Here is a 26,504-nt window from a genome sequence, read left to right as displayed (position 1 = left end):
GCTTCTGGTTCAACATCCGCTGTTTCTCAGTGATTCAAGCCTCCGCTTGGACCAGTGATTTAATTTTCACGAAAACTTGATATTTTTTCAAATTCCATTACTTTTGCATGCGGAGATAAGAAAGCCATGAGCTGTAAAGCTTTACTTATCTCTTTTTTTTCGTAAATACGCAAGGAATTAAAATTTCATTATGGGACTCAAAGAAAAATCAACCGATTTGCGAAAGCGCATGCGGAATGCTTTAAAGGGCGGCGGTGACAAAGCCATCCAAAAACAAAAGGCCATTGGAAAACTCACGGCCCGGGAAAGAATTCTCGCTCTGCTTGACAAAGACACTTTCCACGAATATGATCTGTTTGTGGAACACGCCGGAAAAGATTTTGATATGGACAAAAAGTATCTTCCGGGTGATGGTGTTATTACCGGAACCGGAACCATTTCCGGCCATCCGGTTTGCATTTACGCACAAGACTTTACGGTAGCCGGTGGTTCTCTTGGCTGGATGCATGCCAAAAAGATCACTAAAATTATGGACCATGCGCTAAAGCTGAAAGTCCCGTTAATTGGCATTAATGATTCCGGCGGTGCCCGTATTCAGGAAGGGGTTAACTCGTTGGCCGGATATGGTGAAATTTTTTACCGTAACACACTGGCCTCTGGTGTTATTCCTCAGATCTCTGTCATTCTCGGACCTTGTGCCGGAGGTGCCGTTTATTCTCCTGCACTCACCGATTTTGTTTTTGTGGTAGAAAACATCTCCAAAATGTTCATCACCGGACCGGAAGTGATTAAAACGGTACTGGGTGAAGAAATTACCATGGAAGCTTTGGGAGGTGCCCGCGTTCACTGTGAAACGACAGGGAATGCTCACTTCTTTGCCAAAAGCGAAGAAGAATGCTTTACCCAAATCAAAGAACTGGTGAGCTACATTCCGTGGAATAACACCCGGAAAGCTGCCAAATACCCGCCTAAAAGGCCCAAAACCCGAAAATACAACATCGATAATATCATCCCATCTGACCCGCGCGAACCTTATGATGTACGTGACGTCATCCGGTCGTTAACCGACGATTCCAATTTCATGGAAGTTCAGGAATTGTTTGCTCAAAATATGGTGATCGGCTTTGGCCGGATGGAAGGAGAAACGGTTGGTTTTGTAGCCAATCAGCCGTTAGTGCTTGCCGGTGTATTGGATGTGGATTCATCAGACAAAGCAGCCCGGTTTATCCGGTATTGCGACTCGTTTAATATCCCGCTGGTAACACTGGTAGATTTACCGGGATATTTGCCTGGCGTGGATCAGGAACATGCCGGGGTAATCCGTCATGGAGCGAAAGTACTTTATGCTTACTCTGAAGCCACGGTTCCCAAAATTACCTTAATCATGCGAAAAGCTTATGGTGGCGGATACATTGCCATGTGCTCGCACCATCTAAGGGCCGATTTTGTTTTTGCCTGGCCTACAGCCGAAATTGCTGTAATGGGACCGGAAGGAGCTGCTAATATTATTTTCCGGAAAGAAATCATGGCAGCCAAAAACCCGGATGAGTACCGGCGGCAAAAAGTGGAAGAATACAAAGAGAAATTTGCCAATCCTTACGTAGCTGCTGCTTATGGTTACATCGATGCGGTTATTGAGCCTTCGGAAACCCGGAAAATGATGATCCGCGCTTTGGCTATTTCCCAGGAAAAGGAAGTTTATCTTCCCAAAAAGAAACACGGAATTCCACCATTTTAATCTTTACGAAGCATGTCTGAAACACAAAACAACACACCGGAGAAGAAGAAGCTGGAAGATTTCACCATTGGCGGAATGGTTTATAAAACCACCCTTACCCGGAAATACAAAAACCGGAAACGCTATGAGGAACCGGACAGCGGAAAGGTTAAAGCCTTTATCCCCGGAACTATTGTGGAAATAAAAGTAAAACGGCGGCAAAAAGTAAATGAAGGAGAACCCCTGTTGTTACTGGAAGCCATGAAAATGCGTAACATTATTACGGCTCCTAAAGAAGGTTACATCCGAAAAATATGGGTTAAAAAAGGGGATCTCGTCGCCAAAGATCAACTGTTGGTGGAGATCGAGTAATTAGCCAGCTTACGTATTCTGTTTTATAAGTCTCAACAATCCGGTATTAAAGCTGGAACACCGCGTTCGTTTTTTCAATGTACCGGAGAATTTCTTCCCGGCCGGCACCTGTAACCGATGAGGTAACAATAATCGGAGGCAGTTCCTCCCATTTTTGTAATAGTGTCTTTTTGTAAGCAGCCAGATTCTTGTCGACGCCTGTTTTCCCCAGCTTATCGGCTTTGGTAAAGGTCAAAACAAAAGGAATTTCTGACATGGCCAGCCATTCCATAAATTCCATATCGTTTTTCTGCGGCTCCAGACGAATATCGATCAGCAAAAACAACGAAAGCAGATTCGACCGGGTAAGGATATAATGCCGAATCATCCTTTCCCATTTTTTTCGTTCGGTTTTTGATCGTTTGGCAAAGCCATAACCCGGCAAATCGACCAAATACCACGATTTATTAATTAAAAAATGGTTCATGGTAATGGTTTTGCCAGGGCTGCCCGAAACCTTAGCCAGCTTTTTACTCCCCGTAATCATGTTAATCAAACGTGACTTCCCCACGTTTGAACGGCCAATAAAGGCATACTCCGGAAGCAATGGTTTGGGGCACTGACTTTCAGCAACCGAGCTGGTAATAAATTCTGCTTGTTGTATTTCCATGAATTCTCCTGTGTTTTATTCCGGAATATGCAGGTGACGTTCCTTTTTCGGCCCGTAGATATCTTCAAAAGTTACCAGGATCCCTGTTTCTTCCACATTACCAAAATGATCGTTCAATGCCGTACCAAAAGTCTTCATGGTGGATGACAAGCTCATGTATGCATTAAACAAAGGGGGAATATTTTCGCCCAATTTTCGAACTTTCTGTACCAGAATCCGGTAATCTTCATCATAATTGTCCCCCGTAAAAATACTTTCCAATATTTTTTTATCGGTTTTTATGGGTAACGGATTTCTGGGACGAACCAATTCTTCCGGATCCGGAAAATATTTTCCCATAAAATACAAAATCAGATCACGGGCAAAAGAATCAAAATGCGGATACATGGTGATTTTTCCGAATAAATATTTTGCATCGGGATATTTCATCATTACGGCTCCCAACCCGTCCCAAAGATTATCAAGCGAAAACAATCCACGCCGGAGATTATACAAAGGCTGATAATAGGGCTGAACAAACGAACGTCCCAACTCAATGGTATAAGGCAAATATTCTTCAATAAAAGACCGGCTGTATTTGAAAAGACGAGCAGTGGGTGTTGACACTTCACCATCTGTTACTTCCATTTCCTTACAATGCTTATAACGGTACCCACCAACAATATTTTGTTCTTTCGGATCCCAAACAATCATTTGCCGGAAAGCCCCCCTGCCGGTATCAAATTCATCAATATCCACACTCTTACCGGTTCCCCCCTGAGCATCCCGGAATGTTAATTCACGTAAACGTCCGATTTCACGCATGACATGCGGTGCCTCGTCGGCCGACAAATCATAAATCTCATTGCCCCCACTGTTGGTTTTCCGCAAAAAGGTTTTTTCGTTCAACTCCGACATTAACAGCTCCTTATCCACCGGAGGAATAATTGTTTCCATATCCACTTTATTTTGAGACTACAAAGATACGAATCATAGCGATTAGAAATCCAGGATACGTTTTGTGCTCATTTTAAAATTTAAAGTCCTTAAACAGGCTGAAACTCAGCATCCGGGTCATCTTCTAACCGGTAAATAAAATCGTGCATCTTGGATGCCCACTCCTGCCGTGTAAACCGATGATCAAAAACCTGATAAGAAATCGGCTTTCCAAAAGTAATCGTAATGGACTTGTTTTTCTGTTTATGAAACTCATCCACAAGATATAACATCTCGATATTGGCTTTGATCCGCAACAATTTCCGCAAATTAGCCAGATTGTAAAAGAAATTAGAATTCCGCCCGCTAATGTGGGTCGGAATAATATCACGTTTAAACCGTTTAGCCTTGGTGATAAAAGTCGGATGCCATTCCAAATCTTTGATTATCCCCTTACGTTTTCGCGAAACCAACCCGGCAGGAAAATAACAAATCACTTTATCCGAGGCAAAAGTATCGTTAATGATCTGGATATTCTCTGTATTAGAGCCATGTTTATTAATAGGAATAAACAACGGTTCCAGATTTTTCACGTTCATCAGGATATCATTCACCGGAAATACCAGTTCATCTCTTCGTTTGGCTACCGTCATCATCAAAGCCAACCCATCCAGTCCGCCCAAGGGATGATTCGAAGCAACAATTACTTTTCCTTTTTCCGGAATATGCTCCAGACCTTGTACATGCACCGTTGTATTCATAAATGACAAGGCCCCTTCAATAAAAGGGATTCCTTCAAGATGACCATACAGTGCCAAAAACTCATTGAGTTCATTTTCATGAACGATACGACGCAAATAATTAATCACAAAACCCGGAAGCCGCTTCCGCAAAGAAGGACTTTTCCGCTCAATGACGTTGGCCACATCAATAAATTCAGGCTGAACAGGCTTTTTCTCCATAAGATCACACCTTAAATCAATATAAAACAAAGATAAGAAAATGAAACAAAAAAGGCCGTCCAAAAATGAACAGCCTTTTTTGTTATGAAGAAAAATAATTTTCTATTGAACGCCCTGACGAGTATCCCAGAAAATCTGTTTACCCCAGAAGTGGTCAACGATACCCTGAGCAGCAGCTTCAACATGTTCTTTGTTCAAGTTGAATTCTGTACTTGGGTAAGGATAACGGAAAGGTCCTACTGTATGACCAGGATAAACTGATTCAGGAGCAGCCGACATCGGCGGATAGTTGGTTCTTCTCTGGAAAGCCCACAATTCCTGACCTTCTTTAAACATGGCAATCCATTTCTGAACAAAGATTTTTGTCATGTCGTTGTCCAGGTTCAGGTCGAAATGTGTACCGGCATTACCGGTTAATTTCACTTTCGGATTAGCCATATAAGCGGCCAAAGCAGCAGCTTCATCCTGACCATAGAGCGGAGAATAAGTGCTTCCGTAAGTTTCGTCAAACGAAGCTTTAATACCAGCTTCATAAGCGCCTTCTTTAGTATAAGAACCGGTATTCCAGCCATTGTTAGCAGCTTCAGCAATGTCAAACATTACCTCAGCATAACGGAGGAAATAAGTATATCCAGCCGGATCATCACGATACATAGCACCAATACGGGAGATCGATTTCAGGTCAACCTGAGCTCCACCTTCAACCATACCACGGTAAACGCCATCCAAAGTAGCCGGTTTGGCAAAGGCAGAGATCCGAGGATCGTTAAAGCTTAACAGAGTATCAATCATTGTTTTGGCCATACCATGGTCATCACGGTTGCTTACGTAACGGTTATAGTAATAAGGTTCGTCGTAAGGGTTGGTACCCTGCCATTGCAATTTGGCTTCATCAGAACGACCTGCCCACAACGGATATTTATCCGGATTGGTCAAAATCTTTTCTACTTCAGCCTGTGCGGTAGCAGGTTCTACATAAGAAAGACGCATAGCAATACGCAAGTGAATAGCATTGGCAAATTCACGCCATTTGGCTACATCACCATTATAGAGAATATCGCCATCACCCAAATCATCAGTAATATTCGGCTTACTTAACAGATCATTAGCTTCTTCGATTTTGTTAAGCAAATCTTTGTAAATGTCTGATGCAGCATCATACTTAGGTGTATTATTTCCTTCTTCAGCCATCAAAGCTTCGCTATAAGGAATATCACCCCACTGGTCAACAGCCATTTGCCACAAGTAAACTGACCAAGTTAAAGCAACACCTTCACTCAGGTTTCTACCATCAGCTTTAGCAGCTTCGATCAACTTTTTAAGGTCAAGTTGAATTTCATAGTAGTTACTCCAAGCCGTGTATACTACATTGTCACGGTAGTTATACTTGGCTTCGTCAATGTACTGAATCTTAGTAATCTCACCGGCATAACTACAGAAGTTATTCATACCCTGCCAATCATCGAAGAAAGCATCACCGGTTAAACGGATCGAGTGAGCAAGCACATTGGTAAACGGCGCCTGGACCGGGTTGTTCGGGTCCGTGTTCAGCTGTTCCCAATCGTTTGTACAAGATGTTGCCACAAACAACATCGAGAACAAAATTGCGAATGTTTTAATATATATTCTTTTCATAACTTTATATTTTCAAATTAGAACTTAACGGATAGTTTGAAACCAAAGGTACGTGAGGGCGGCAACTGATATTGCTCAAAACCGACACCACTATTACCATTACCATAACCGGTTTCCGGATCAATCTTCACATCGTTCGATTTGTCCACATACAGCAGAGCTACATTGTGTACATAAAACGAAACGGTAAGTGACTGCATAATGTTCTGTCTACCAAGCAACGATTTGGGTAAAGTATAACCCAGTGAAATTTCTCTCAGTTTAATGAAAGAACCATCAATAATACTTTCTTGTTTAATACCGTAATAGTTTTCATAGAAACTCTGGGCACTTACAATATCCGTATTATTCGGGTCATCAAGGTTTGTATTCAAAGGAGTTCCATCTTCGTGAACGAAAGTATATTGCTGCATAGCATTGTATCCAGCCACAACACCAGTTTCACGAATGTTACCCTGAGCAGTCTGTTCCAAAATACCAGAATAGAGACCAAACATTTTGGTTACACTGAACAGGTCACCACCTTTACGTCCGTCAATCAAAACATGCAAAGTAACGCCTTTGTAACTGAAGTCGTTGGCGATACCACCAGTCCAGTCAGGAGTAACATTACCTAAAGTAACATTGTTTTGAGTTCTGAGCGGCATACCATTACTACCCACTACATAAGCACCAGTAGCAGAATCAACCAGGTAACCAATACCACGAATTACACCGTAAGTTTCACCCGGGCGAGCCTGTACGGAAAGTCCGCTCCAAGAGCTACCAATCTGCAGAGATTGCAGGTCACCGTACAATTCGTCAACTTTGTTGTCGTTTTTAGCCCAGTTCAAAGTTACACGCCAGTTAAAGCCGTTAGCTTTTTTGAAGATGTCAGCATAAAGAGTGATTTCAACCCCTTTGTTCGAAATCTGACCAGCGTTGATCCAACGGTTTCCAAAACCAGAAGAGGTCGGAATCTGAATGGCCATAATCTGGTCTTTAGTATAAGAATCATAATAGGTAAAGTCTAACCCAATACGGTTATTCATAAATTTCAAGTTCGTACCCAACTCCCAGGAATATTTTCTTTCCGGTTTCAATTCGGAGTTAGCCAGTGTACGAGTATAGTAGTACTGGGTAATTCCCTTGAAGGCGCTGGAAGAAGCATAATAAACATTGCTCAAAGAATAAGGGCTGGCATCACCACCCACGATAGCGTAGCTGGCACGCAATTTACCAAAGGTAAAGATTTTTCCAGTCATGTGGAAGTTATTGGTAAAGATCCAGCCTACGTTTACTGAAGGATAGAAATAGCTCCATTCTCCTTTAGGCAGCGTAGAACTCCAGTCATTACGACCAGTAACACCTAAGAACAAGAAATCTTTGTAGCTAGCGTCCAATTGACCATAAATACTATTGGTTTCTCTTTCGCTGGTATACATATTAGAAATCGGAGTTCCTTTTGCATTGCTGATGTCAAAGAAATTCGGAACAGTCAGCTCATTAGCTTCCATGCTGGTGTAGTTGTACAAATCCTGACGATAGTTAGCACCAATCATACCGGTTAAGCGGATGTCTTTGGTCAGGTTTTTGTCAATGTTCAAGAACAGGTCAATGTTATTTTCCTGGTTGAACTGTTTGTTCTGCCAGAAGTGGCCATGAGGATAATCTTGTGATTTGTTATAATCCACATGTTTACGACGTTCTTCATAGAAGTCAGTACCAGCGCGGAAATTCAAGTTCATCCAATCCAGAATGTCCCATTTCATAGAAACATTACCAAACATCCGGTTTCTTACGCGGGAAGTGGTATTGTTATAAACGGTCCAGTAAGGGTTGTTATGATAAGAGGAGTTCCAGTTATAAGGATTTCCCCAAGGGTTCAAAGTATTCCAGTATTCTTTCAGGTGGTTAATGTTTACCTGACGACCAAACCAAGAACCGAGAGACTGCATTACGTTGTTTACATCGTAACCCTGTCCCGGAAGGTTGTCACTGTGATTGTTCACATAAGTTACGTTAGCGCTGGCGCTCAATTTTTTAGATAATTGAAGATGACCGCTAACATTAAAGTTATGTTTGATTTCACCCGTATTCGGAACGGTACCGGTAACATCATCATAGGTGTAAGCAATACGTCCGTAAGCTTTGTCACTTCCGCCGGTTAAAGCAATGTGATGAGTCTGATGTACACCAGTTACAAAGAAATCTTTTACGTTATCAGGTTGTGAAACCCACGGAGTCGGCTCATATACAGGATTACCATCGGCATCCAGTGTATAAGGACTGTCAAACTGAGGAAGTTTTATCCCAATGTCCAAACGAGGACCCCAGGATTCATCCATACCGTCCATAACGCCACCCCAGTTACCATCGTAATAGGAGAAACCAACAACACCGTTCTGCTCAATAAAATCAGTATAGTTATCAAACTGAGCAAAACCGTATCCAGCATCTTTAAAATGGTTGTACCAATATTCACTACCATAGTATCCCTGACCATATTTATTTTGGTAATCAGGAAGAATGTAAACATTACTAAAACCTATACTAAAGTCATAAGTAATTCCAATACCTTTTTTATGGGCGCTACCGGTTTTGGTGGTAATCAGGATTACCCCGTTCAAAGCACGGCTACCATAAAGAGCAGCAGCGGAAGCACCTTTCAGAATGGTCATGGATTTAATGTTTTCAGGATCAATATCGGCAATGGCATTACCAAAGTCAACACCACCCCATTGGGAAGCACCAGTGGTTGCATTACTTACCGGAACACCGTCCACTACGAACAGCGGCTGGTTGTTACTACGGAAAGAACTGTTACCACGGATGGTAATACGAGTAGAAGCACCGACAGCACCACTACTAGCAGTTACCTGTACACCCGAAACACGACCAGCAAGAGCATTCAGTACGTTTTGTTTCGGCACTTCGGCCAGCTGAGAACCTTTTACGTCCTGAACGGCATAACCGAGTGATTTTTTCTGGCGGGAAATACCCAAAGCGGTAACCACAACTTCATTCATGGATATGGCTTCACTTGACATAGCCACATTAATGGTGGTTTTTCCGTCGATCGGAACTTCCTGAGTTTTCATTCCCACAAAGGAAAACACCAACGTCGTGGCGTTTTTTCCAACTTGCAAGGAATATTTACCATTAGCATCTGTAACTGTTCCATTGTTGGTCCCTTTGACCACAACAGTAACACCTGGAAGCGCAGAACCATCATCTGCACTCGTTACCTTACCGCTAATCGTTCTTGTCTGTGCCCAGGCAAAATTTAGCCCCGCAAATAACAAGAACGCAAGCATCATTGTAATTTTTCTCATAACGATAATTTTTTGTTAAAAATTTAAAGTGTAAAATTAGAACTTTCTCACAAAAATCATAAAAAATGTTATTTTTTTTTAACGCTTCTAAATTAGCGCATAACAACCTACTAAACAAACCATTACCCCCTATAATACTCACATGCGAAATGTTAAATTTTTTGTTCATCCCTCTTATCCGCCAAAAAACAGGTCAAAATCCAAACCGGTGTTGCATGCACCGAAAACACTACATTTTGCCTACAAAGAAAGAAAACAAATTGCATTTATCCGATCATTTCAGTATGATTTTTTTCACCGCCACAATGTGTTTTCCTTTCAAAACAGCAATATAAATTCCCTCCTTCAGCTTTTTTAAATCCAGAACCACATCTTCACGTGCAACCGGGTAACGAAAGGTCCCCACATTTTTTCCCGATTCATTATAAATTGAAACTTCCGTCACTTTATCTGCCCCGGTCACATGAAAATGAACCTTACCGGAAGCCGGATTCGGATAAACCAATACCTTATTATTATTAATTACGCGACGAACACCTGTGGCAGGGATTCCCAGCCATTTCCAGATACCCCGTGAGGTAGCACTTACATTAAACCCGCCGGCCCATCCGGTTGCGCTATTATAAAACTTGACCGCTGTATATTGAATTGAATCATCCAGTTGCGTCCATGTTTTTCCTTCATCCAACGAATAGGCGGAGCCACATTCTGCAAGATCACTGGAAATTCCGGTTGACACAAGCCATCCGGGAGCACCGGGAACCACCGCCAGATCCGATTTAAAATAGGCGCCTGAGGGCTGAATTTCACTCCAGGTTTTTCCTCCGTCTTCTGTTTTTACCAAATGAAAAGCCGTAATAGCTCCTGACTGATAGACTGTTTCTGCTGCAACGCCCAAGGTATCATTATGAAATCCCAAAGAAGTAATGTTATCCATACCCGTAGAAGCCACCGTCCAATGATATCCTTTATCAACAGAACGATAAATTCTTCCTTTGTTCGTTCCGAACCAAATGGTATTTCCTTCCACTGCATACAAATTTGTCCATCCGGCTTCTCCAGAGAGCGAAACAGGAATATTGGCAGAAGGAACCCGGACCCAGTTTGCCCCTCCATCGGTGGTTGTATAGATTTCAAAAACATTATTCACCGGATCACCCATACACACCCCATTCTGATTATCCCAAAAGTAAATAATATCCGGAAATGATGCCGCGTCGCTAAAGGAGGCTGTAGGTTGAGAACTCCAGGTTTTTCCGCCATCAGTAGTCACATAAACTCCTCCGTGGCCGGTGGGAGCACTTCTGTTGTACATGGCAATCCACGCGTGAAGCGAATCGGTAGCAGCAATACAAGAAACAGCATATCCGTAAGGAACACCGGTATATTTTCCCGGTTTCCAGGTGTTTCCGCCATCAGTAGTTTTGGTAAATTCCTGAACATTATCATCTTTGCCCGTTCCGTCATAGGCATTGGCCCAAACCACATCCGGATTTACAATATAAATATAATTGATTCCCCTGCTCTCCGTTGAAAATCCGGTTGCCTGTGGCTGCCAGGCACCTGATATTAACGGATAAACCAAAACATAATTTGTTTTTACCTCTGTATTCGTATTTGTACCATCCGAAACCGTGAGGGTTACTTTGTAAGAACCCGCCTTATCATACTGAACAGGAGGCGGATTCTGTTCTGTTGAATGTTCGGGAGTACCGCCTTCAAAAGTCCAGTACCACGAGGTCGGATTTCCGATAGACAAGTCAGTAAAGTGAACGGTGTCTCCTTCCGGAATAGAAATCTTAGAAACTTTAAAATTAGCTACCACCGTACGATTCATCATACTGTCCTTCACAGCCAGCAAAGCCTGGTAAGCATTGATACGTCCAGCCCCCAGCTCTCCGACATAATCCGGATTTTGTGCATCAATATTGTCACAAGTAGCTTTTAAAATCCGGGTTAATTTTTCCGGAGTCAATGTAGAATCTTCCGAAAGCATCAAACCACACAAACCAGAAACAATAGGAGACGCCATGGATGTTCCCTGCATATAGCCATAGGCACTGCTGGTCGTATAAAAAGTACTGTAAATGCCTTCCGAAGCATATTGATTCTGACCACCGGGAGCACAAACATCAATGGTACTGCCGTACTGTGAAAAGGAAGACTTTTTATCATCACCATCCGTAGAAGCTACCGATATAACATGGTGATACCCGGCAGGATAGGAAATATCCGAATTTCCGTCGTTACCGGCAGCGGCAACCAAAACACAACCTTTGTTATAAGCATAATTGACAATATTTTGACCCGTTTGGTAATAACCGGGGCCTCCCCAAGACATATTAATCACATCGGCACCATGATCAGCAGCCCAAACAATCCCCTGATATCCATAGGTCATATTCTCCCCACTGGAAGTATCACTGGCTACCTTTACCGCCATTAACCCCACGTTAAAACCGATAGAGGCAATACCAATCCCATTATCGGTAGCCGCTCCGGCCAATCCCGCCACATGAGTTCCATGCGTCCAGTCATACGACTCTTCCGGCGGTGTAGGATCCAGATCATTATCGGCCAAATCAACCCGCGATACAATTTTACTTTGCAGATCCGGATGATCAATATCAACTCCGTCATCTAACACAGCCACCACTACATGGCGGTTTCCTTTTTGGATATCCCAGGCTTCCTGGGCATGAATTACCGACAGATACCACCGTTTGCTGTAAGTTGAATTAAAGTAAGGATCATTGGGCGTATAAAAAGCTTTGAATAAAGGAGCCTTTTCTGCGTAAACAATGTCCGGATTTTTTCTTAAAACAGCTATCAGACTGTCAACGGCTTTAATTTTTGAAAAATACAATAAGTAGGTTCTTTTCAAAACCGAATCACCCGTATAATAAAAAGGGCGAACCGCTTTATACAGCTTATAACTTTCTTTCAAGCCATTTAAAAAGGGAAGCTGACTAAGACTAACCTTTCCATCAACTCCCTGAGATTTAAAGGAAAAATCTTTTTTTGTCATCAAGTAAATTTCTCCATCAATGGCATGAGGATTGACCGTTTGTGCATTTACTGCTAATGAGAAAAGCAACAGGAACAGGGTCAGTTTGATTTTAATTGTAAAATTTTTCATTTATAAATTATTGATTTTTTATAAATTACCGTCCAATAACCCTTCTTTATTTTATTCACTGCAAAAGAATTTCAAGAACCTTTTTACTGAGTGGCAATTTAACCAGTTTATTATCTTTTTAGGGCAATTAAAATACTTCAAACTAAATTTTTACAGCACAACAATATTTTTATTACTCACTAGCCTCACATTGTCAAACCAAATATCAAAAGTATAACAAGTTTTTATAAATCTAAAGAAAAAAACAAAAAAAGAATTGATTGATAACCTATCCATTTTAAATACAGATATATCCATAAAGAAACAAAGCCGGCAGGTAAGTTTATCTCAAATCAAAACGGGGATAAAAAAAGGGGCACAATAAAATTGCGCCCCTTTTAATTAACGGGTTTAATTAAAAACCCATCGAATTTTATTTATCCCACCATATTCTATCCCATATTGTTACATCCTGTGGTGTATTAGGATTATAGGTAAGTGCGTCCGTAGGATATGGAAATCTTCTCGGGATAGCCTGGCCACTGGCCAACGGATTCGGGATAAGAGCCGGCTGATCGGTTCTTCTCCAGTCGTTATAGGCTTCAAAATTATACATCAAAGCCAAATATTTTTGAAGCATAATAAAGCGGAAAAGTTCATCACCACTTTTTGCATCAAATTTAGCTTTCATATCTGCAAACCAAGCATCATCATAAACTCCGTATTCGTCAAGAGAAGCTTTTAAACCTTCCTCTGCTGCAGTTTTAGCACCAGCTTCATCACCCAGCTTAAATTTACATTCAGCAGTGATAAAAGCCAGCTCAGCATACGTTATAATCGGAGTCGGTGTATTGATACTTGCAATTCCCGGACCTGGTTCAGAAGCTCCGCTAATCGGCTGATCAATGGGCGAACCCACATAAGATCCTGCCGGATAAGTAACCCCGTCAATCACAACATCAGCCGGAATAGGCGCAGCGTATTCTGGCAAACGAGGATCATTGTATTTGGTAAGCGTATCCGTAATCAGTTTACTTACTCTAACATCACCCCGATCGTACATAAACAAATACAACGGATTGGCATTATCATTACTGGTACTGTAATGGTAGTACATATTACCATCGTTACTGGTAAAGGCTTTAGCAATATACTCCAGTGCTGTTTTATAAGCATTGGTCGGATCAACCTTTGAAAGATGCAAAGCATAGCGGGCTTTCAGTGCATAGCATGCTTTCACCCATTTTTCAGCATCACCCTGATAAATGATATCGCCTTCAAAAGGGAAGACATTGGATGAAGCGGGCTGCGAAAAATCAGCAATGGCTTCATCAAGTAAACTCTGGATATCCGCATAAATGGTTTGCTGCGAATCGAATTTCGGCGTTAAGTTGTCAGAACCCTGCAAAGCTTCAGAATAAGGAATATCTCCCCACAAATCGGAAGCATATCCAAGGGCAGCTGCCGTAATAGCTTTTGCCGCTCCTTCAAAATAAGGCGATTTAGACTCAGCTGATGAGGCTTTGTCCATCAATTGTTTGGCATCCATCAGGAAACCAGCATACAAAGCGCCCCAGTTATTGTTCGCATCACCGGCACGGAAAGAGTAGGCTCCTTCAGCCTGTGATTGACGAGCAATACCCGACATTTGCTGATCCCATAAAGAGAGCGTTCTAAAACCATCATTTCCCTGCACAAGTGTAAAAGCAAACCGGGCTTCCACACTGGGAAGAATCAGGTTCATGGGCACATCCGACGGAGCGTCAGGATTTATATTTATGCTCGTGTCTATCCATTTGTCGCACGAGGTAAAAGCCAGTGCAATCATAATGAACAAACCTATTTTTATTAAGATATTTTTTCTCATGATTTTATTCTTTTTTAGTTTGTATTCCATAAAAATGATTAGAATGACCAGCGTACGCCAAACAAATATGATTTTGTTCCCGGCATATTAAAGTAATCCATTCCCTGGGCATTGGATGCACCCAACAAACTGGTTTCAGGATCAATACCCGTATAGGGGGTGCTTAGCCACAAGTTTCTTCCCGTAAAGTAAATTTCCAGATTATCAACAAAGGTACCTTTCAGCATCTTGTTAAAAGAATAGGAAATTGTCAGTTCGCGTAAACGAACCCAGCTTGCATCTTCGATATAATCAACAGTAGGACCAGTAAATCCACTACCTTCACCAGAGGTACGCCAGGTTTGATCCAGTTTTACTACAATATCATTTACCGGATTTCCATCATCAGGAACCAAAACACCATCTTCCCAGTGGGCTTTAATTCCACTGAATACATAATCATCATCACGGCTCATGGTTTCGGCGGCGGCACCAAAGAAATCCAGGGCACCACGGGTACCATTCCACATTTTATTTCCCTGGCGGATATCCAGGAGAGCATAAACCGTAAAATTAAAGAAGTGGAAAGAGTTACTGATACCCATTGTCCAATCAGGATTTACTTTTCCCAACGGTTTCATCGTGTAATCACCTGCCGGATATCCGGTATTATCGTCAATCAGGACATTTCCATTAGCATCACGCTGCCAGTCATAACCATAAATGGTTCCATACTCTTCGCCAGCCACAGCACGAACTTGCGGATCGGTAAATCCACCCAAGAAAATAGAATTTACATTCGGAGCCAACGATTCGACCACGTTTTTAATTCTGGAGAAATTCACCTGAATATCCCAAGAAAAGTTTTTGGTTTTTATCGGTGTGGCATACAAAGTAAATTCGAATCCTTTTGAAGACATCGAAGCTGCATTTTCATACATGCTGTAAAAACCAGTGGAAGGATCAATATCTACCGGCAACAACAAATCTGTACTCAAATTATTAAAGTATGAGAAATCAAGTCCCAACCGGTTATTGACAAATTTCAAGTTGGTTCCTATTTCAAAAGTACGTGTACGTTCCGGTTTCAGATCATTACTTCCCATGGTGTTTCCATAAGTAAAGCCGTTATAGCTAACGCCGTCAGTAGTAATCGGGAAATTAACCCCGGAAGGACTAACCCATCCGTCGCTGATACCTGCCTGTCCGTAATACGTTAAAGTACGGTAAGCTGCAGCATCATTAGCTGTAATAGCATAAGAAGAATAAATTTTAACATAAGGAAGCACTTTGTTTCCTTTCAGGAAAGGAAGTTGCGACAAAATAAAGCTACCGTTGATAGACGGATAGAAAAATGAATTATTCTCTTCGGGAAGTGTTGTTGACCAGTCATTACGTCCGGTAACATTCAGGTAGAGCATATTTTTATAACTTACTCCCACATCAAAGAACACACCCATCATCCGTTTTTCGTAGGTACTTTCACCCGTTTGGATATTAGGGCTGTTACTCAAATTATAAAAATCAGGAATAGAAAGTCCGTTGGCTTGTCCCCAAACATAATTTGATTTCCGTTGTTGCATATTAAAGCCCACATTGGCATACATGCTGGTATTTTCACTCAGATTCCAGTTCATATAAGCAATCAGGTCGCTGTTCAAATCAAAATGGTTATAACTAGAAACCGTAACCTGTCCAGCAGAATAAGTTCTTGAACCAATAGCAATATGACTTTTTACATACCGGTTGTAATAATCAACACCCGGACGGAACATCAAATGCAACCAATCCGTTACAAAATAATCCATCTGCAAATTACCAATGATACGATTTACCTTGTCGTTATAAAGGTTTTTATTGGCTGTCCAGTAAGGGTTATCATAACCACCGCCGTGGCGATAATTCCGTTGGGTACCATCCGGAAATTCGTATCCGGCAGCATTATTAAAGGTAGGCGGAGTACGCATTAATCCCAGCATCACACCCGACGTATTGGATCCCTGCTGGATACGTTCTCCGTTATCAATTAAATAATTTGCATTTCCAGAAATTTTAAACCGGTCACTCAATTCAGAAGAACCGGATACTTTAAAAGTATTTCTTCGAATCAGGTTATTTGGGATTACCCCTTCATCCCTCAGGTCAGAAGCCGAAATGTAAAAGGTCGATTTGTCATTTCCACCGGAAAGGCTAAGGAAATTATTATTGGTTACACCTGTCTGGAAGAAATCAAACTGATCGTAAACTTTTACCGGGCCCAAGCTAGGATCGGCCTGATCTTTCGGTACGATAGCTCCATCTACATCAAATCCCGGATAATACCATACAGAAGGATCTTTACTGTAACCCGATTCTGAGATTTTTGGTCCCCAGGAAGCAAAAAAGCCGGAATACCATTGTCCGCTCCATCCCTGAGCATATTCAGTATTTAAATCCGGAACCTGGCTAATTTTCTGAATAGTTACAGAGGAATTAAAGGTAACGTTAATTTTCTTTCCTTTGGTTGATTTTCCTTTTTTGGTGGTAATTACAATTACCCCATTAGCACCACGAATACCATACAATGCAGTAGCAGCACCACCTTTCAGTACACTAACACTGGCTATATCATCGGGGTTCAGGTCCTGAACACGGTTAGAAGTAGCCACACCAGCCACGCCACCGGCTCCACCGGAGTTGTCAATCGGCACACCATCTACCACAAAAAGTGGTTGGTTATTTCCAATAATAGATGTTGCCCCGCGGATCGTAATATATGTAGCTCCACCGGCAGCACCACTGGCCTGAGTAATGGTCACTCCCGAAACACGACCCTGGAGAGCATTTACCACATCGGTATTTCCACTCTTGGCAATTTCTTTAGCGGTAACATCTTGCACATTGTATCCCAATGCTTTCTTTTCTTTGGTAATACCAATAGCGGTTACCACCACCTGGTCAATTTGCAACACATCAGGATGCAAAACAACATTTACGACGTTGCTGTTGCCAAGGGTAACTTCTTGGGTTTTCATACCCACATACGAAAAAACAAGCGTGTTTTGGCCTGCTTTCACTTCCAAGGCATATTTACCATCAAGGTTGGTAGTGGTTCCTACCGTAGTCCCCTTGACCTTCACAGTTACTCCGGGAATGGGCAAGCCATCCTCTGAGCTGGTAACTTTACCATGGATGGTTCTTGTTTGTGCCCAGGCAAAATTAAGCCCTGCAAACAACAAGAACACGAACATAAAAGTAATTTTTCTCATAATGATAAATTTTGGTTAATGAAAATTTTAGAAAAATGCATAATTGCTCGCACAATCATCATCCAAATATATAAAAGAAAACTTTAACATTTATTAACTATTTTAAAAAATATTTAACATTGCGCTGTAATACACTGTTTTACAACAAGCTACAAGCTAATTATTTAAGAAGTTGCAGGGAATTAAAAAACGAAAGGGTTTTTTAATAAAAAATAATCAGAAAAAGGGGAGATTTATCCCATAATTTTCAGGAAACAAAGAATAAATCCGGCAGCCCGGTAATTTCGCCCCGCTCAAAAAAAGAAAACCAGGCATAAAATTTCACACTAACGCAAGAAACATCACCGGATAAACAATGTTAAAACCAACAGGTTAAACAGCCATCTTTTTCAGCAGACCGTTTTAATTTTTCAGACTATTGTAATAATCCAGTATTTTCCTTAAATCCTCGGCACGACGTAATTTAATATTTTCTTTTTTGGCAAAAGCCTGCAATTCTTTTTTGTGGTCTCCCAATAAGTTGATCAGGGTTTTTACCTTATGTACTTCAACAGCCGGTTGACCGGCAGGACGCACATAAAAAAGAGGAGAATAATGGATAAACTTAGGCGGTTGGGATTCTGTATAAGCACCAACCTGCTGGGCAGGCTGAAATTCAACCCGGTAACGGACCAGCCCTTCAACGGCTCCGTGATTAAGTAGCTGGAAATAACCCTTATGCAGCTTTTTATCAGCAAGATAAGGGACGTAAACAAAAACCGTATCTCCCATTTTAATTTCCTTTATATTATCCGGAGAAGTGATAATTAGTGCATTCCCGTTCTTGTTTCTGAACTCCATTTCATCGCTGTAAATATTATAGCGCAGAGGGATATGAACATATTTTACCCCCTTTTTGGTCAATACCGAGCCGGTTTGATACTTTACGTTAAGATACGGAGAGCCCGAAATTTCCGACAGGCTAAGCGATTGCTTCCCCACCGGCCGGCTTTGTCGTAACTGGATAAAATCTCCATACGTCAAAACCGTTGACTCGCTTTGGGCAAATAAGCCCGATGAAGCCAACAAAAAAGCAACAAAAACGAAAAATCTGGAAAAGTTCATGTTTTCTGTTCTATAAAATCCAAAAAAAGTTTACAGACAAAATTAACACAACCTTCCATCAAAAGCAAACGGGATTCATCTGGTTTTAACGCATGATTTTTAAGAACCGCGAATAATAAAACACAAAAATAAAGCTAATCAGCAGTTCCATTCCCGGAAAAGGAAGTCCTTTAATAAACAGCTTGGGTACAATCAGTAATAAAATCTGGGCAATGGTATAAAGATGAAAACCCAGTTTTCTTAAATCCCACATCAAAATAGCACCACTCAGCGAAAGTGCCGACAGCAGACCTTGTATGAGATAAAAAAGGGGGCTGATCTCAAAAAAAGGAGTGAAATCCATTTTGGTTCCCATAAAAGTATAATTTGCCATTTGTGTGGTTACCACCATTTTCATCTGATCGAAAAAGGTAAATATCAGCAAATTAGACAACATTGTCATTCCGCTTCCTATAAAAGTAAGAATGAGCAAAACTTTCAAAAATCCGGGTTTTATTTTTTCTTCTGCTGTCATGTGGTCTGTTTTTGTAAAAAGACAGCGCGAAATTAAAGCAAATTGGGGAACCCTGAAAAAATATTGTACGATTATCCGGAAATTGTATTTTTGCAGCCATTTTTCAAAAACAGCATCTAAAATGAAAAACGAACTGCAGACACCGGAGCAACTGGAAGCACATGTAAAAGACAATGTGGCAACCATGCTTTATTTTTACAACGACCATTGTGCCCCTTGTTTGAGTTTACGGCCAAAAGTGATTAAACTGGTTGAAGAAGAATTTCCAAATATCAAACTGGCTTTTGTCAATTCGGAGAAATACCCGGAACTTCCGGCTCGCTATCAGGTTTTTTCCAATCCCACTCTCATTTTGTTTTTTGACGGCCGTGAGTATCGTCGCGAAAGCAAATATATCTCTATTCCCCAGCTGGCTGCTGAAATAGAGCGTCCTTACCGCATGATCTTCGAGAATTAAATTCCCGGAATCAAAGCATCCGGTAATTCATATTCCACTTCATAAAGAAATTGAATGGACTTTTCTATTTCATCATGCATGATTTTATCCTGCTGAACAAACGGAACCCGCTGACGGTATTTTTGCAGGAAATCTTCAAGATACGACGACGTTTTTAATGGCCTGCGAAATTCCAATGCCTGAGCCGCATTAAACAGTTCGATGGCCAAAATTCTTCCTACATTCATCACCACTTTGTAAGCTTTGGTAGCAGCATTAGCCCCCATACTCACATGATCTTCCTGTCCTTGTGACGAAACAATGGAATCCACCGAAGCCGGGCTACAAAGTTGCTTATTTTGGCTCACAATGGAAGCGGCCGTATATTGGGGGATCATAAAACCCGAATTCAAACCGGGATTAGCCACCAGGAAAGAAGGCAGTCCGCGCTTTCCGGCAATCAACTGATACGTACGGCGTTCCGAAATATTTCCCAACTCAGCAGCAGCAATAGCCAAATAATCCAATGCCAAAGCCAGTGGCTGACCATGAAAATTCCCGCCGGAAATCACCAAATCTTCTTCAGGAAAAACCGTCGGGTTATCCGTTACCGCATTCATCTCTTCTGACAACACCGAAGCGACATGATTAATGGCATCTTTTGAAGCGCCATGAACCTGGGGAATACAACGAAACGAATAAGGGTCCTGAACATGTTTTTTCGGTTGTTTAATGATCTCACTATCATCAAGCAGTTCGCGAAAACGCTGGGCCGTTTGCACTTGCCCCAAATGATGCCGGATGGTATGTAATCCTTCGTAAAAAGGCTCTATCCTACCGTCATAAGCATCCAGCGACAAAGCCCCGATAATATCGGCCATATCGGAAAGCCGGAACAGTTTAAGCACGGAATAAATCCCGTAAGCACTCATAAACTGGGTACCGTTAAGTAATGCGAGCCCTTCTTTCGATTGCAAACGGATGGGTTCCATTCCCTTTTCTTGTAGCACTTCCATGGCCGGACGTTTCTCGCCCTTATAAATTACTTCTCCTTTTCCCAGCAAGGGCAAAGACATATGCGCCAACGGAGCCAGATCACCGGAAGCACCCAGCGATCCCAACTGGTAAACGACAGGAAAAATTCCTTCGTTAAAAAAATCGATCAGCCGCTGAACCGTCATCAGCTGCACGCCCGAACGACCGTAAGCCAGCGAGTTGATTTTCAGCAACAACATCAGCTTCACCACTTCGGAAGGCACTTCTTCGCCGGTTCCACTGGCATGCGACATTACCAAATTTTCTTGCAACTGCCCTAGGTCTTCAAACGAAATACTTTTGTTGTATAACGCACCAAATCCGGTATTAATACCGTAAATGGGCTCGTCATTTTCCGCAATACGTTTGTCGAGATAATTCCGGCAGGCAATAATTTGCGCTTTCGACTCCTCAGAAAGCTTTAATTTATATCCGTTTTTCAGAATCGTAAAAACGGTTTTAAAAGTGAGTTTTTGATTACTGATAAGATGAAAATTGTCCATATTTTCACAGGTTTATAATTCGTATCTCACAGGTCACAAAAAATAACCCGTGACACCAAAGATCATTCTTTCAAAATTTCGGATAATGCATCGGCATCCACTTTTTGCTGCTCACCGGTTTGCATATTTTTCAATGTCAGTTTTCCGCTGTTCATCTCTTCTTCGCCAATCAATAAAACATAAGGAATCTGTTTCTGATCGGCATATTTCATCTGTTTTTTCATTTTAGCCGGTTCAGGATACAATTCGGCAGCAATATTTTCCTGATGTAATTTTTGCAAAACCTTCAGAGCATAACGGCTTTCTTTTTCACCAAAATTGACCAACAACACCTGTGTCAATGCCGCGGCTTCCTGGGGAAACAGCTGTAATTCGGTCAACACATCATAAATCCGGTCAGCGCCAAAAGAAACGCCCACGCCCGACACCCCGGGCATACCGAAAATACCCGTCAGGTTATCATAACGACCGCCACCGCAAATACTTCCCATTTGCACATCAGCGGCTTTTACTTCGATAATGGCCCCGGTGTAATAATTAAGTCCACGTGCCAGCGACTGGTCCAGTTCAACCTCTGCCTTTAAATCCACATCTTCCAGATAATCAAAAAGAGTCGTCAATTCCTGAATTCCTTTTGAGCCGTCAGTAGTATGACCAATAAGTTCTTTCAGACAAATTAATTTGGAGGTATTGCTTCCGCTCAAATTCAAGATGGGTTCCAGCTGATCAATGGCTTCCTGCGAAAGACCTTTTGCCCGTAACTCTTCGTAAACTTTTTCCACGCCAATCTTATCCAGTTTATCCATCGCCACCGTGATATCGGTCAGCAGTTCAGGCGCATCAATAGTCTGGGCAATCCCACTCAGGATTTTCCGGTTATTCAGTTTAATTACCACGTTGATCTGGAGTTTCCGGAACACCTCATCGATCATACGCACCAAATCCACTTCATTCAACAGCGAATCAGAGCCCACCACATCCACATCACACTGGTAAAACTCGCGATAACGCCCTTTCTGGGGACGATCGGCCCGCCAAACCGGTTGCATCTGATATCTTTTAAAAGGAAAAGAGATTTCATTCCGGTGCTGCACCACAAAACGGGCAAACGGAACCGTTAGATCATAACGCAGTCCTTTTTCGCTGATTTGGGTACTCAACCGCAACGAATCTTTACGCTCTAACAACGCCGGATCAGCCTTTGCCAGATAATCACCCGAATTCAGAATTTTAAATAATAACTTATCTCCTTCTTCGCCGTATTTTCCCAGTAAAGTACTCAGGTTCTCCATTGCCGGCGTCTCAATCGGCTGATAACCATATTTTTCAAATACTTTCCGGATGGTGGTAAAAATATAGTTCCGGCGGTTCATTTCCAACGGACCAAAATCGCGGGTTCCTTTCGGAATGGATGGTTTTTGTGCCATAAAAGTTTCTTATCATTTTTTCCGGATGCAAAAGTACAAATTCAAACAGGAAAACCGTGAATAATTTTTTGCAAACCCAGCCCATCTGAAATCCACCGGCAAAAAACGCCAAAATAACCGCCATTTTCACCAAAAAACCTATTTTTACCTTTCTTATTTTCATTTCAATAAGTACTGAAAAAATGACCGATTTCGAGCATTTATACAAACCCGCCCAAAAGGAAATATGGACAGGCCGGGTTGATGACCTTCATGATCCGGATGCTTACCGCTGGCACCAGCTGATGCAGTTTTTGGATTTACGGAAACCTTTACAAAAAGAGAGAAAACTCAGTTTTTGTTTTTTAGGATTCAAATCCGATGAAGGTGTAAAACGAAATCTGGGCCGCCCGGGAGCCAAACAAGGACCCGACAGCATTCGCAAACAGCTGGCCAACCTGCCCTCTTATTTTAATTCGGATGTCAACCTTTTTGATGCCGGAAATATTTTATGCGAAAACAATCTGGAACAGTCACAGGAACTGTTGGCAGAAGCGGTTTATAAACTTCTTCAGGCAGAAATGTTTCCGGTGCTCTTAGGCGGCGGTCACGAAATAGCTTTTGGACATTATCTGGGATTGCACCGGTTTTTTAAAGAACGGGGTGAACCTTTACCGGCTATTGTCAACCTGGATGCTCATTTCGATTTACGTCCCTGGCACAACGGAATCAGTTCAGGAACCATGTTCAGCCAAATAGCGGATATGAACCGGAAAAACGGAGAACCATTTCGGTATCTCGTTTTGGGCATTCAGCAATCAGCCAACACCAAAAGTTTGTTCAACCGTGCCAATCACCTGGGAGCACAATATGTTTTATGCAAAGCCATGCGAAACAAACCCCTGGAAGACACTTTTCATAAAATCGATGCTTTTGCCAAAGGGGGAAAGACTTATCTGACCGTTTGCACCGATGTTTTTTCGTCGGCCATCGCACCAGGCGTAAGTGCACCTCAGCCATTTGGAATGTTTCCCGAAACCGGACTCCGGCTCATCAAACATGTAGCAAGAAACACCCATCTGGTAAGTTTCGACATTGCCGAAGTAGCCCCCCGTTTTGACGATGACGAACAAACCGCCAAACTGGCATCGGTGTTAATCTTTGCGCTACTGAATACCCTTTACAAACCGGATGTTAATTTGATTTTGTAAAAAATAATGCCTGATCTTTGAGCCTGAAATGCCAAAATATCAAACATCCTTCCATCCCCACATCTTCCATCCAAACATCCTCGCCCGGTTATTTCGGCGCTTTTTTCAACAGATAAAGGGCGATAATCAAATAGATAAAATTGGGAATCCAAACTCCGATGGACGGAGGCAGGTTTCCCTGAGTGGAAAAAACCACCGAAATCTGCATCAGCAAAATGTACGAAAAAGCAAGCAACAGCCCCAGCCCCAAGTGCATTCCTATCCCACCCCGGACTTTACGGCTGGTAAGAGCCACACCCAACAATGTCAGAATAAGAATAGCCACCGGACCGGCAAACCGCTTGTATTTTTCCACTTCGTAATGTTTGTACGACAGGGAGCCTCGCTCTTTTTCCTTTCGGATATATTCGTTCAGCTGAAAATAGTTCATCTCTTCATAGCGATGCTTAATTTTATACAGATCGGTAGGCTTTAGCGGCAACGTGGTATCTTTCATGTATCCGCTCAGCAGTTTTTGATTGCCCAGACTGTCAAATTTCAGAATATAGTAATCGTAAATCACCCATTTGTGAGTTACTGTATCCCGTATGATCTTTCTGGAATTCAGTTTATAAACCATCCGTTCCCCATCGAATTTTTCAAGAGCAAAACGATAGCCGGTTTTCCGCTTAATATTATACGACTCCACGTAAGCAAAAGTTCCCGGAGCCAGCTGAACATGAATGTTCCGTTCCCGATCCTTGACCAGTTTTTTAATGTATTTGTTGGTAAAAATACGCAGGTTATGATTGGTTACCGGGATAAGAAAACTGCGCAGCATAAAAGAAAATATAGCCAGAAAAACCGCCACCATCATGTAAGGCCGTAACAACCGCCGGAAACTGATCCCGCTGCTGAGCATGGCAATGATTTCCGTATTTCCCGCCAGCCGGGATGTAAAAAACACTACGGCAATAAACGAAAACAGATAAATAAACAGATTGACGAAATAAGGGATAAAATTGAGGTAATAATCAAAAATAATGGCATGCAGCGGAGCATTGTTTTTGATAAAATCATCAATTTTTTCCGAAACATCAAAAACGATCACCACCAAAATCAACAAAGTGATGGAATAGAAAAAAGTTCCCAGATATTTTTTAATAATATACCAGTCAAGAATTTTCATCGCATCCTGTTTCTCCGGGAAAAAATTATTTTAACAATGGTGAAAGATACATCTTTTTTTTATCGGTTCATCCCTGTTTATTGTTACAGCCGCTGTTTTATCTTTGGAATCATTTGTGCTTTCCACTGGGCAAAATCCCCTTCAAGAATATGTTTCCGGGCTTCGCGCACCAGCCAAAGATAAAACGCAATATTGTGCTGGCTGGCAATCATTCCGCCCAACAGTTCCCGGGCAGCAAACAAATGACGCAGATAAGCCCGCGAATATTGCCGGTCAACAAAAGAGGTTCCCTCCGGGTCAACCGGACTGAAATCATTTTCCCACTTTTTATTTTTAATGTTGATAATTCCGTTTTTTGTAAAAAGCATTCCGTTCCGCCCGTTACGCGTCGGCATCACACAGTCAAACATATCCACCCCCAGGGCAATGCTTTCCAGAATATTTTCCGGCGTGCCTACTCCCATCAGGTAACGGGGTTTGTCTTTGGGAAGAATACCACAAACCAGTGCGGTCATTTCATACATCACTTCGTGGGGTTCGCCCACCGAAAGGCCGCCAATGGCATTTCCGTCAGCCCCGTACGAGGCAATTACTTCTGCCGATTTTATCCGTAAATCGCGAAATGTACTTCCCTGTACAATGGGGAACAAACTCTGTCCATAACCATATTTCGGTGATGTTTCTTCTACCCGTTTTACACACCGTGCCAACCATTTATGGGTAATATCCAACGAGTTCTTAGCATATTCGTAATCACACGGATACGGCGTACACTCGTCAAAAGCCATCATAATATCCGAGCCGAGGCTACGTTGTGTATCGATCACATTTTCAGGTGTAAAACGATGTTTTGAACCGTCGATATGTGAGCGAAAAAGAACACCCGACTCATCCAGCTTACGGGTTCCCGACAACGAATAAACCTGGTACCCGCCACTGTCGGTAAGAATGGCTCCGTCCCAGCCGTTAAACCGGTGCAACCCGCCGGCTTCTTCAATGATTTTTGTTCCCGGACGCAAATAAAGATGATAGGTATTTCCCAAAATAATCTGGGCTTTTACATCCTCTTTCACATCACGGATGTGCACTCCTTTTACAGTTCCGGCTGTACCCACCGGCATAAAAATCGGTGTTTGTATTTTTCCGTGATCTGTGGTGATTTCTCCTGCTCTCGCCGATGTCTTGTCATCGGTTTTCTGTAACGCAAACTGCATAGATCTTCAAAAATTTCGGCAAAGATAGGGCATTTCCATCTTACGGAAACTACCGGTAATAATTTCACAAAACGGAAAATCGATTTTCGGCCTTTACCACCCCGAGATTTTCAATACCTTTGCGCCGTTAAAATTTT

18 protein-coding genes are annotated in these 26,504 nt (G+C 42.1%); 4 read left to right on the top strand and 14 right to left on the bottom strand.

What is annotated here, in order from left to right:
• Positions 1–190 precede the first annotated feature (190 nt).
• Positions 191–1,738, top strand: a complete 1,548-nt coding sequence (locus LA303_RS03450; protein WP_240526539.1) for an acyl-CoA carboxylase subunit beta — start codon at positions 191–193, stop codon at positions 1,736–1,738.
• A 12-nt stretch (positions 1,739–1,750) separates the two neighbouring features.
• Positions 1,751–2,089, top strand: a complete 339-nt coding sequence (locus LA303_RS03445) for an acetyl-CoA carboxylase biotin carboxyl carrier protein subunit (protein WP_240526538.1) — start codon at positions 1,751–1,753, stop codon at positions 2,087–2,089.
• A gap of 46 nt (positions 2,090–2,135) precedes the next feature.
• On the opposite strand, the gene yihA is transcribed toward LA303_RS03445, so the two are convergent.
• The 10 genes from yihA to LA303_RS03395 all read right to left on the bottom strand — a co-directional run bounded on the left by yihA (position 2,136) and on the right by LA303_RS03395 (position 19,394).
• Complete coding sequence (yihA, locus tag LA303_RS03440; protein ID WP_240526537.1) at positions 2,136–2,738, bottom strand: ribosome biogenesis GTP-binding protein YihA/YsxC; 603 nt, start codon at positions 2,736–2,738, stop codon at positions 2,136–2,138.
• 15 nt (positions 2,739–2,753) lie between these two features.
• The gene (locus LA303_RS03435; protein WP_240526536.1) at positions 2,754–3,674 is read right to left on the bottom strand and encodes a GNAT family N-acetyltransferase; all 921 of its coding nucleotides are present in this window, start codon (positions 3,672–3,674) and stop codon (positions 2,754–2,756) included.
• Positions 3,675–3,763: 89 nt separating this feature from the next.
• On the bottom strand, positions 3,764–4,615 hold the full coding sequence (locus tag LA303_RS03430) for a 1-acyl-sn-glycerol-3-phosphate acyltransferase (RefSeq protein ID WP_240526535.1): 852 nt from the start codon (positions 4,613–4,615) through the stop codon (positions 3,764–3,766).
• Between the two features lie 102 nt (positions 4,616–4,717).
• Positions 4,718–6,250 (bottom strand): SusD/RagB family nutrient-binding outer membrane lipoprotein, encoded by a 1,533-nt coding sequence (locus tag LA303_RS03425; protein ID WP_240526534.1) that lies wholly within the window; start codon positions 6,248–6,250, stop codon positions 4,718–4,720.
• Between the two features lie 17 nt (positions 6,251–6,267).
• Positions 6,268–9,546 (bottom strand): SusC/RagA family TonB-linked outer membrane protein, encoded by a 3,279-nt coding sequence (locus LA303_RS03420; RefSeq protein ID WP_240527103.1) that lies wholly within the window; start codon positions 9,544–9,546, stop codon positions 6,268–6,270.
• 292 nt (positions 9,547–9,838) lie between these two features.
• Entirely contained in the window at positions 9,839–12,703 is a 2,865-nt protein-coding gene (locus LA303_RS03415) for a S8 family serine peptidase (protein ID WP_240526533.1), read from the bottom strand.
• A 412-nt stretch (positions 12,704–13,115) separates the two neighbouring features.
• The gene (locus LA303_RS03410) at positions 13,116–14,549 is read right to left on the bottom strand and encodes a SusD/RagB family nutrient-binding outer membrane lipoprotein (protein WP_240526532.1); all 1,434 of its coding nucleotides are present in this window, start codon (positions 14,547–14,549) and stop codon (positions 13,116–13,118) included.
• Positions 14,550–14,587: 38 nt separating this feature from the next.
• Positions 14,588–17,776: a SusC/RagA family TonB-linked outer membrane protein gene (locus LA303_RS03405; protein ID WP_240526531.1), complete on the bottom strand. Its 3,189-nt coding sequence runs from the start codon at positions 17,774–17,776 to the stop codon at positions 14,588–14,590.
• Positions 17,777–18,178: 402 nt separating this feature from the next.
• Positions 18,179–18,880 carry a hypothetical protein gene (locus tag LA303_RS03400; protein WP_240526530.1) on the bottom strand — a complete coding sequence of 234 codons (702 nt, stop codon included), beginning with the start codon at positions 18,878–18,880 and terminating at the stop codon, positions 18,179–18,181.
• Between the two features lie 85 nt (positions 18,881–18,965).
• Positions 18,966–19,394 carry a hypothetical protein gene (locus tag LA303_RS03395; protein WP_240526529.1) on the bottom strand — a complete coding sequence of 143 codons (429 nt, stop codon included), beginning with the start codon at positions 19,392–19,394 and terminating at the stop codon, positions 18,966–18,968.
• Positions 19,395–19,515: 121 nt separating this feature from the next.
• Here LA303_RS03395 and LA303_RS03390 point away from each other — a divergent pair, with 121 nt between their 5' ends.
• The gene (locus LA303_RS03390; protein WP_240526528.1) at positions 19,516–19,851 is read left to right on the top strand and encodes a thioredoxin family protein; all 336 of its coding nucleotides are present in this window, start codon (positions 19,516–19,518) and stop codon (positions 19,849–19,851) included.
• Here LA303_RS03390 and hutH read toward each other — a convergent pair.
• Both hutH and hisS read right to left on the bottom strand, forming a co-directional pair.
• Positions 19,848–21,368, bottom strand: a complete 1,521-nt coding sequence (hutH, locus tag LA303_RS03385) for a histidine ammonia-lyase (RefSeq protein WP_240526527.1) — start codon at positions 21,366–21,368, stop codon at positions 19,848–19,850. The two genes, LA303_RS03390 and hutH, sit on opposite strands and share 4 nt — an antisense overlap.
• Before the next feature lie 62 nt (positions 21,369–21,430).
• Complete coding sequence (gene hisS, locus LA303_RS03380) at positions 21,431–22,795, bottom strand: histidine--tRNA ligase (RefSeq protein ID WP_240526526.1); 1,365 nt, start codon at positions 22,793–22,795, stop codon at positions 21,431–21,433.
• A 182-nt stretch (positions 22,796–22,977) separates the two neighbouring features.
• Between hisS and hutG the strand changes: the two genes are divergently transcribed.
• Entirely contained in the window at positions 22,978–23,985 is a 1,008-nt protein-coding gene (gene hutG / locus LA303_RS03375; RefSeq protein ID WP_240526525.1) for a formimidoylglutamase, read from the top strand.
• A gap of 88 nt (positions 23,986–24,073) precedes the next feature.
• Here hutG and LA303_RS03370 read toward each other — a convergent pair whose 3' ends face one another.
• A complete protein-coding gene (locus LA303_RS03370) occupies positions 24,074–25,153 on the bottom strand; it encodes an LptF/LptG family permease (RefSeq protein WP_240526524.1) in 1,080 nt (359 codons plus the stop codon).
• An 83-nt stretch (positions 25,154–25,236) separates the two neighbouring features.
• Positions 25,237–26,367, bottom strand: a complete 1,131-nt coding sequence (gene tgt / locus LA303_RS03365; RefSeq protein ID WP_240526523.1) for a tRNA guanosine(34) transglycosylase Tgt — start codon at positions 26,365–26,367, stop codon at positions 25,237–25,239.
• Positions 26,368–26,504 lie beyond the last annotated feature (137 nt).

Source organism: Candidatus Sulfidibacterium hydrothermale (assembly GCF_020149915.1).
In the GTDB taxonomy this organism is placed as follows: domain Bacteria; phylum Bacteroidota; class Bacteroidia; order Bacteroidales; family F082; genus Sulfidibacterium; species Sulfidibacterium hydrothermale.
The sequence above is the reverse complement of the archived record's forward strand: the minus strand, read 5'-3'. Positions and strand labels throughout refer to the sequence as shown.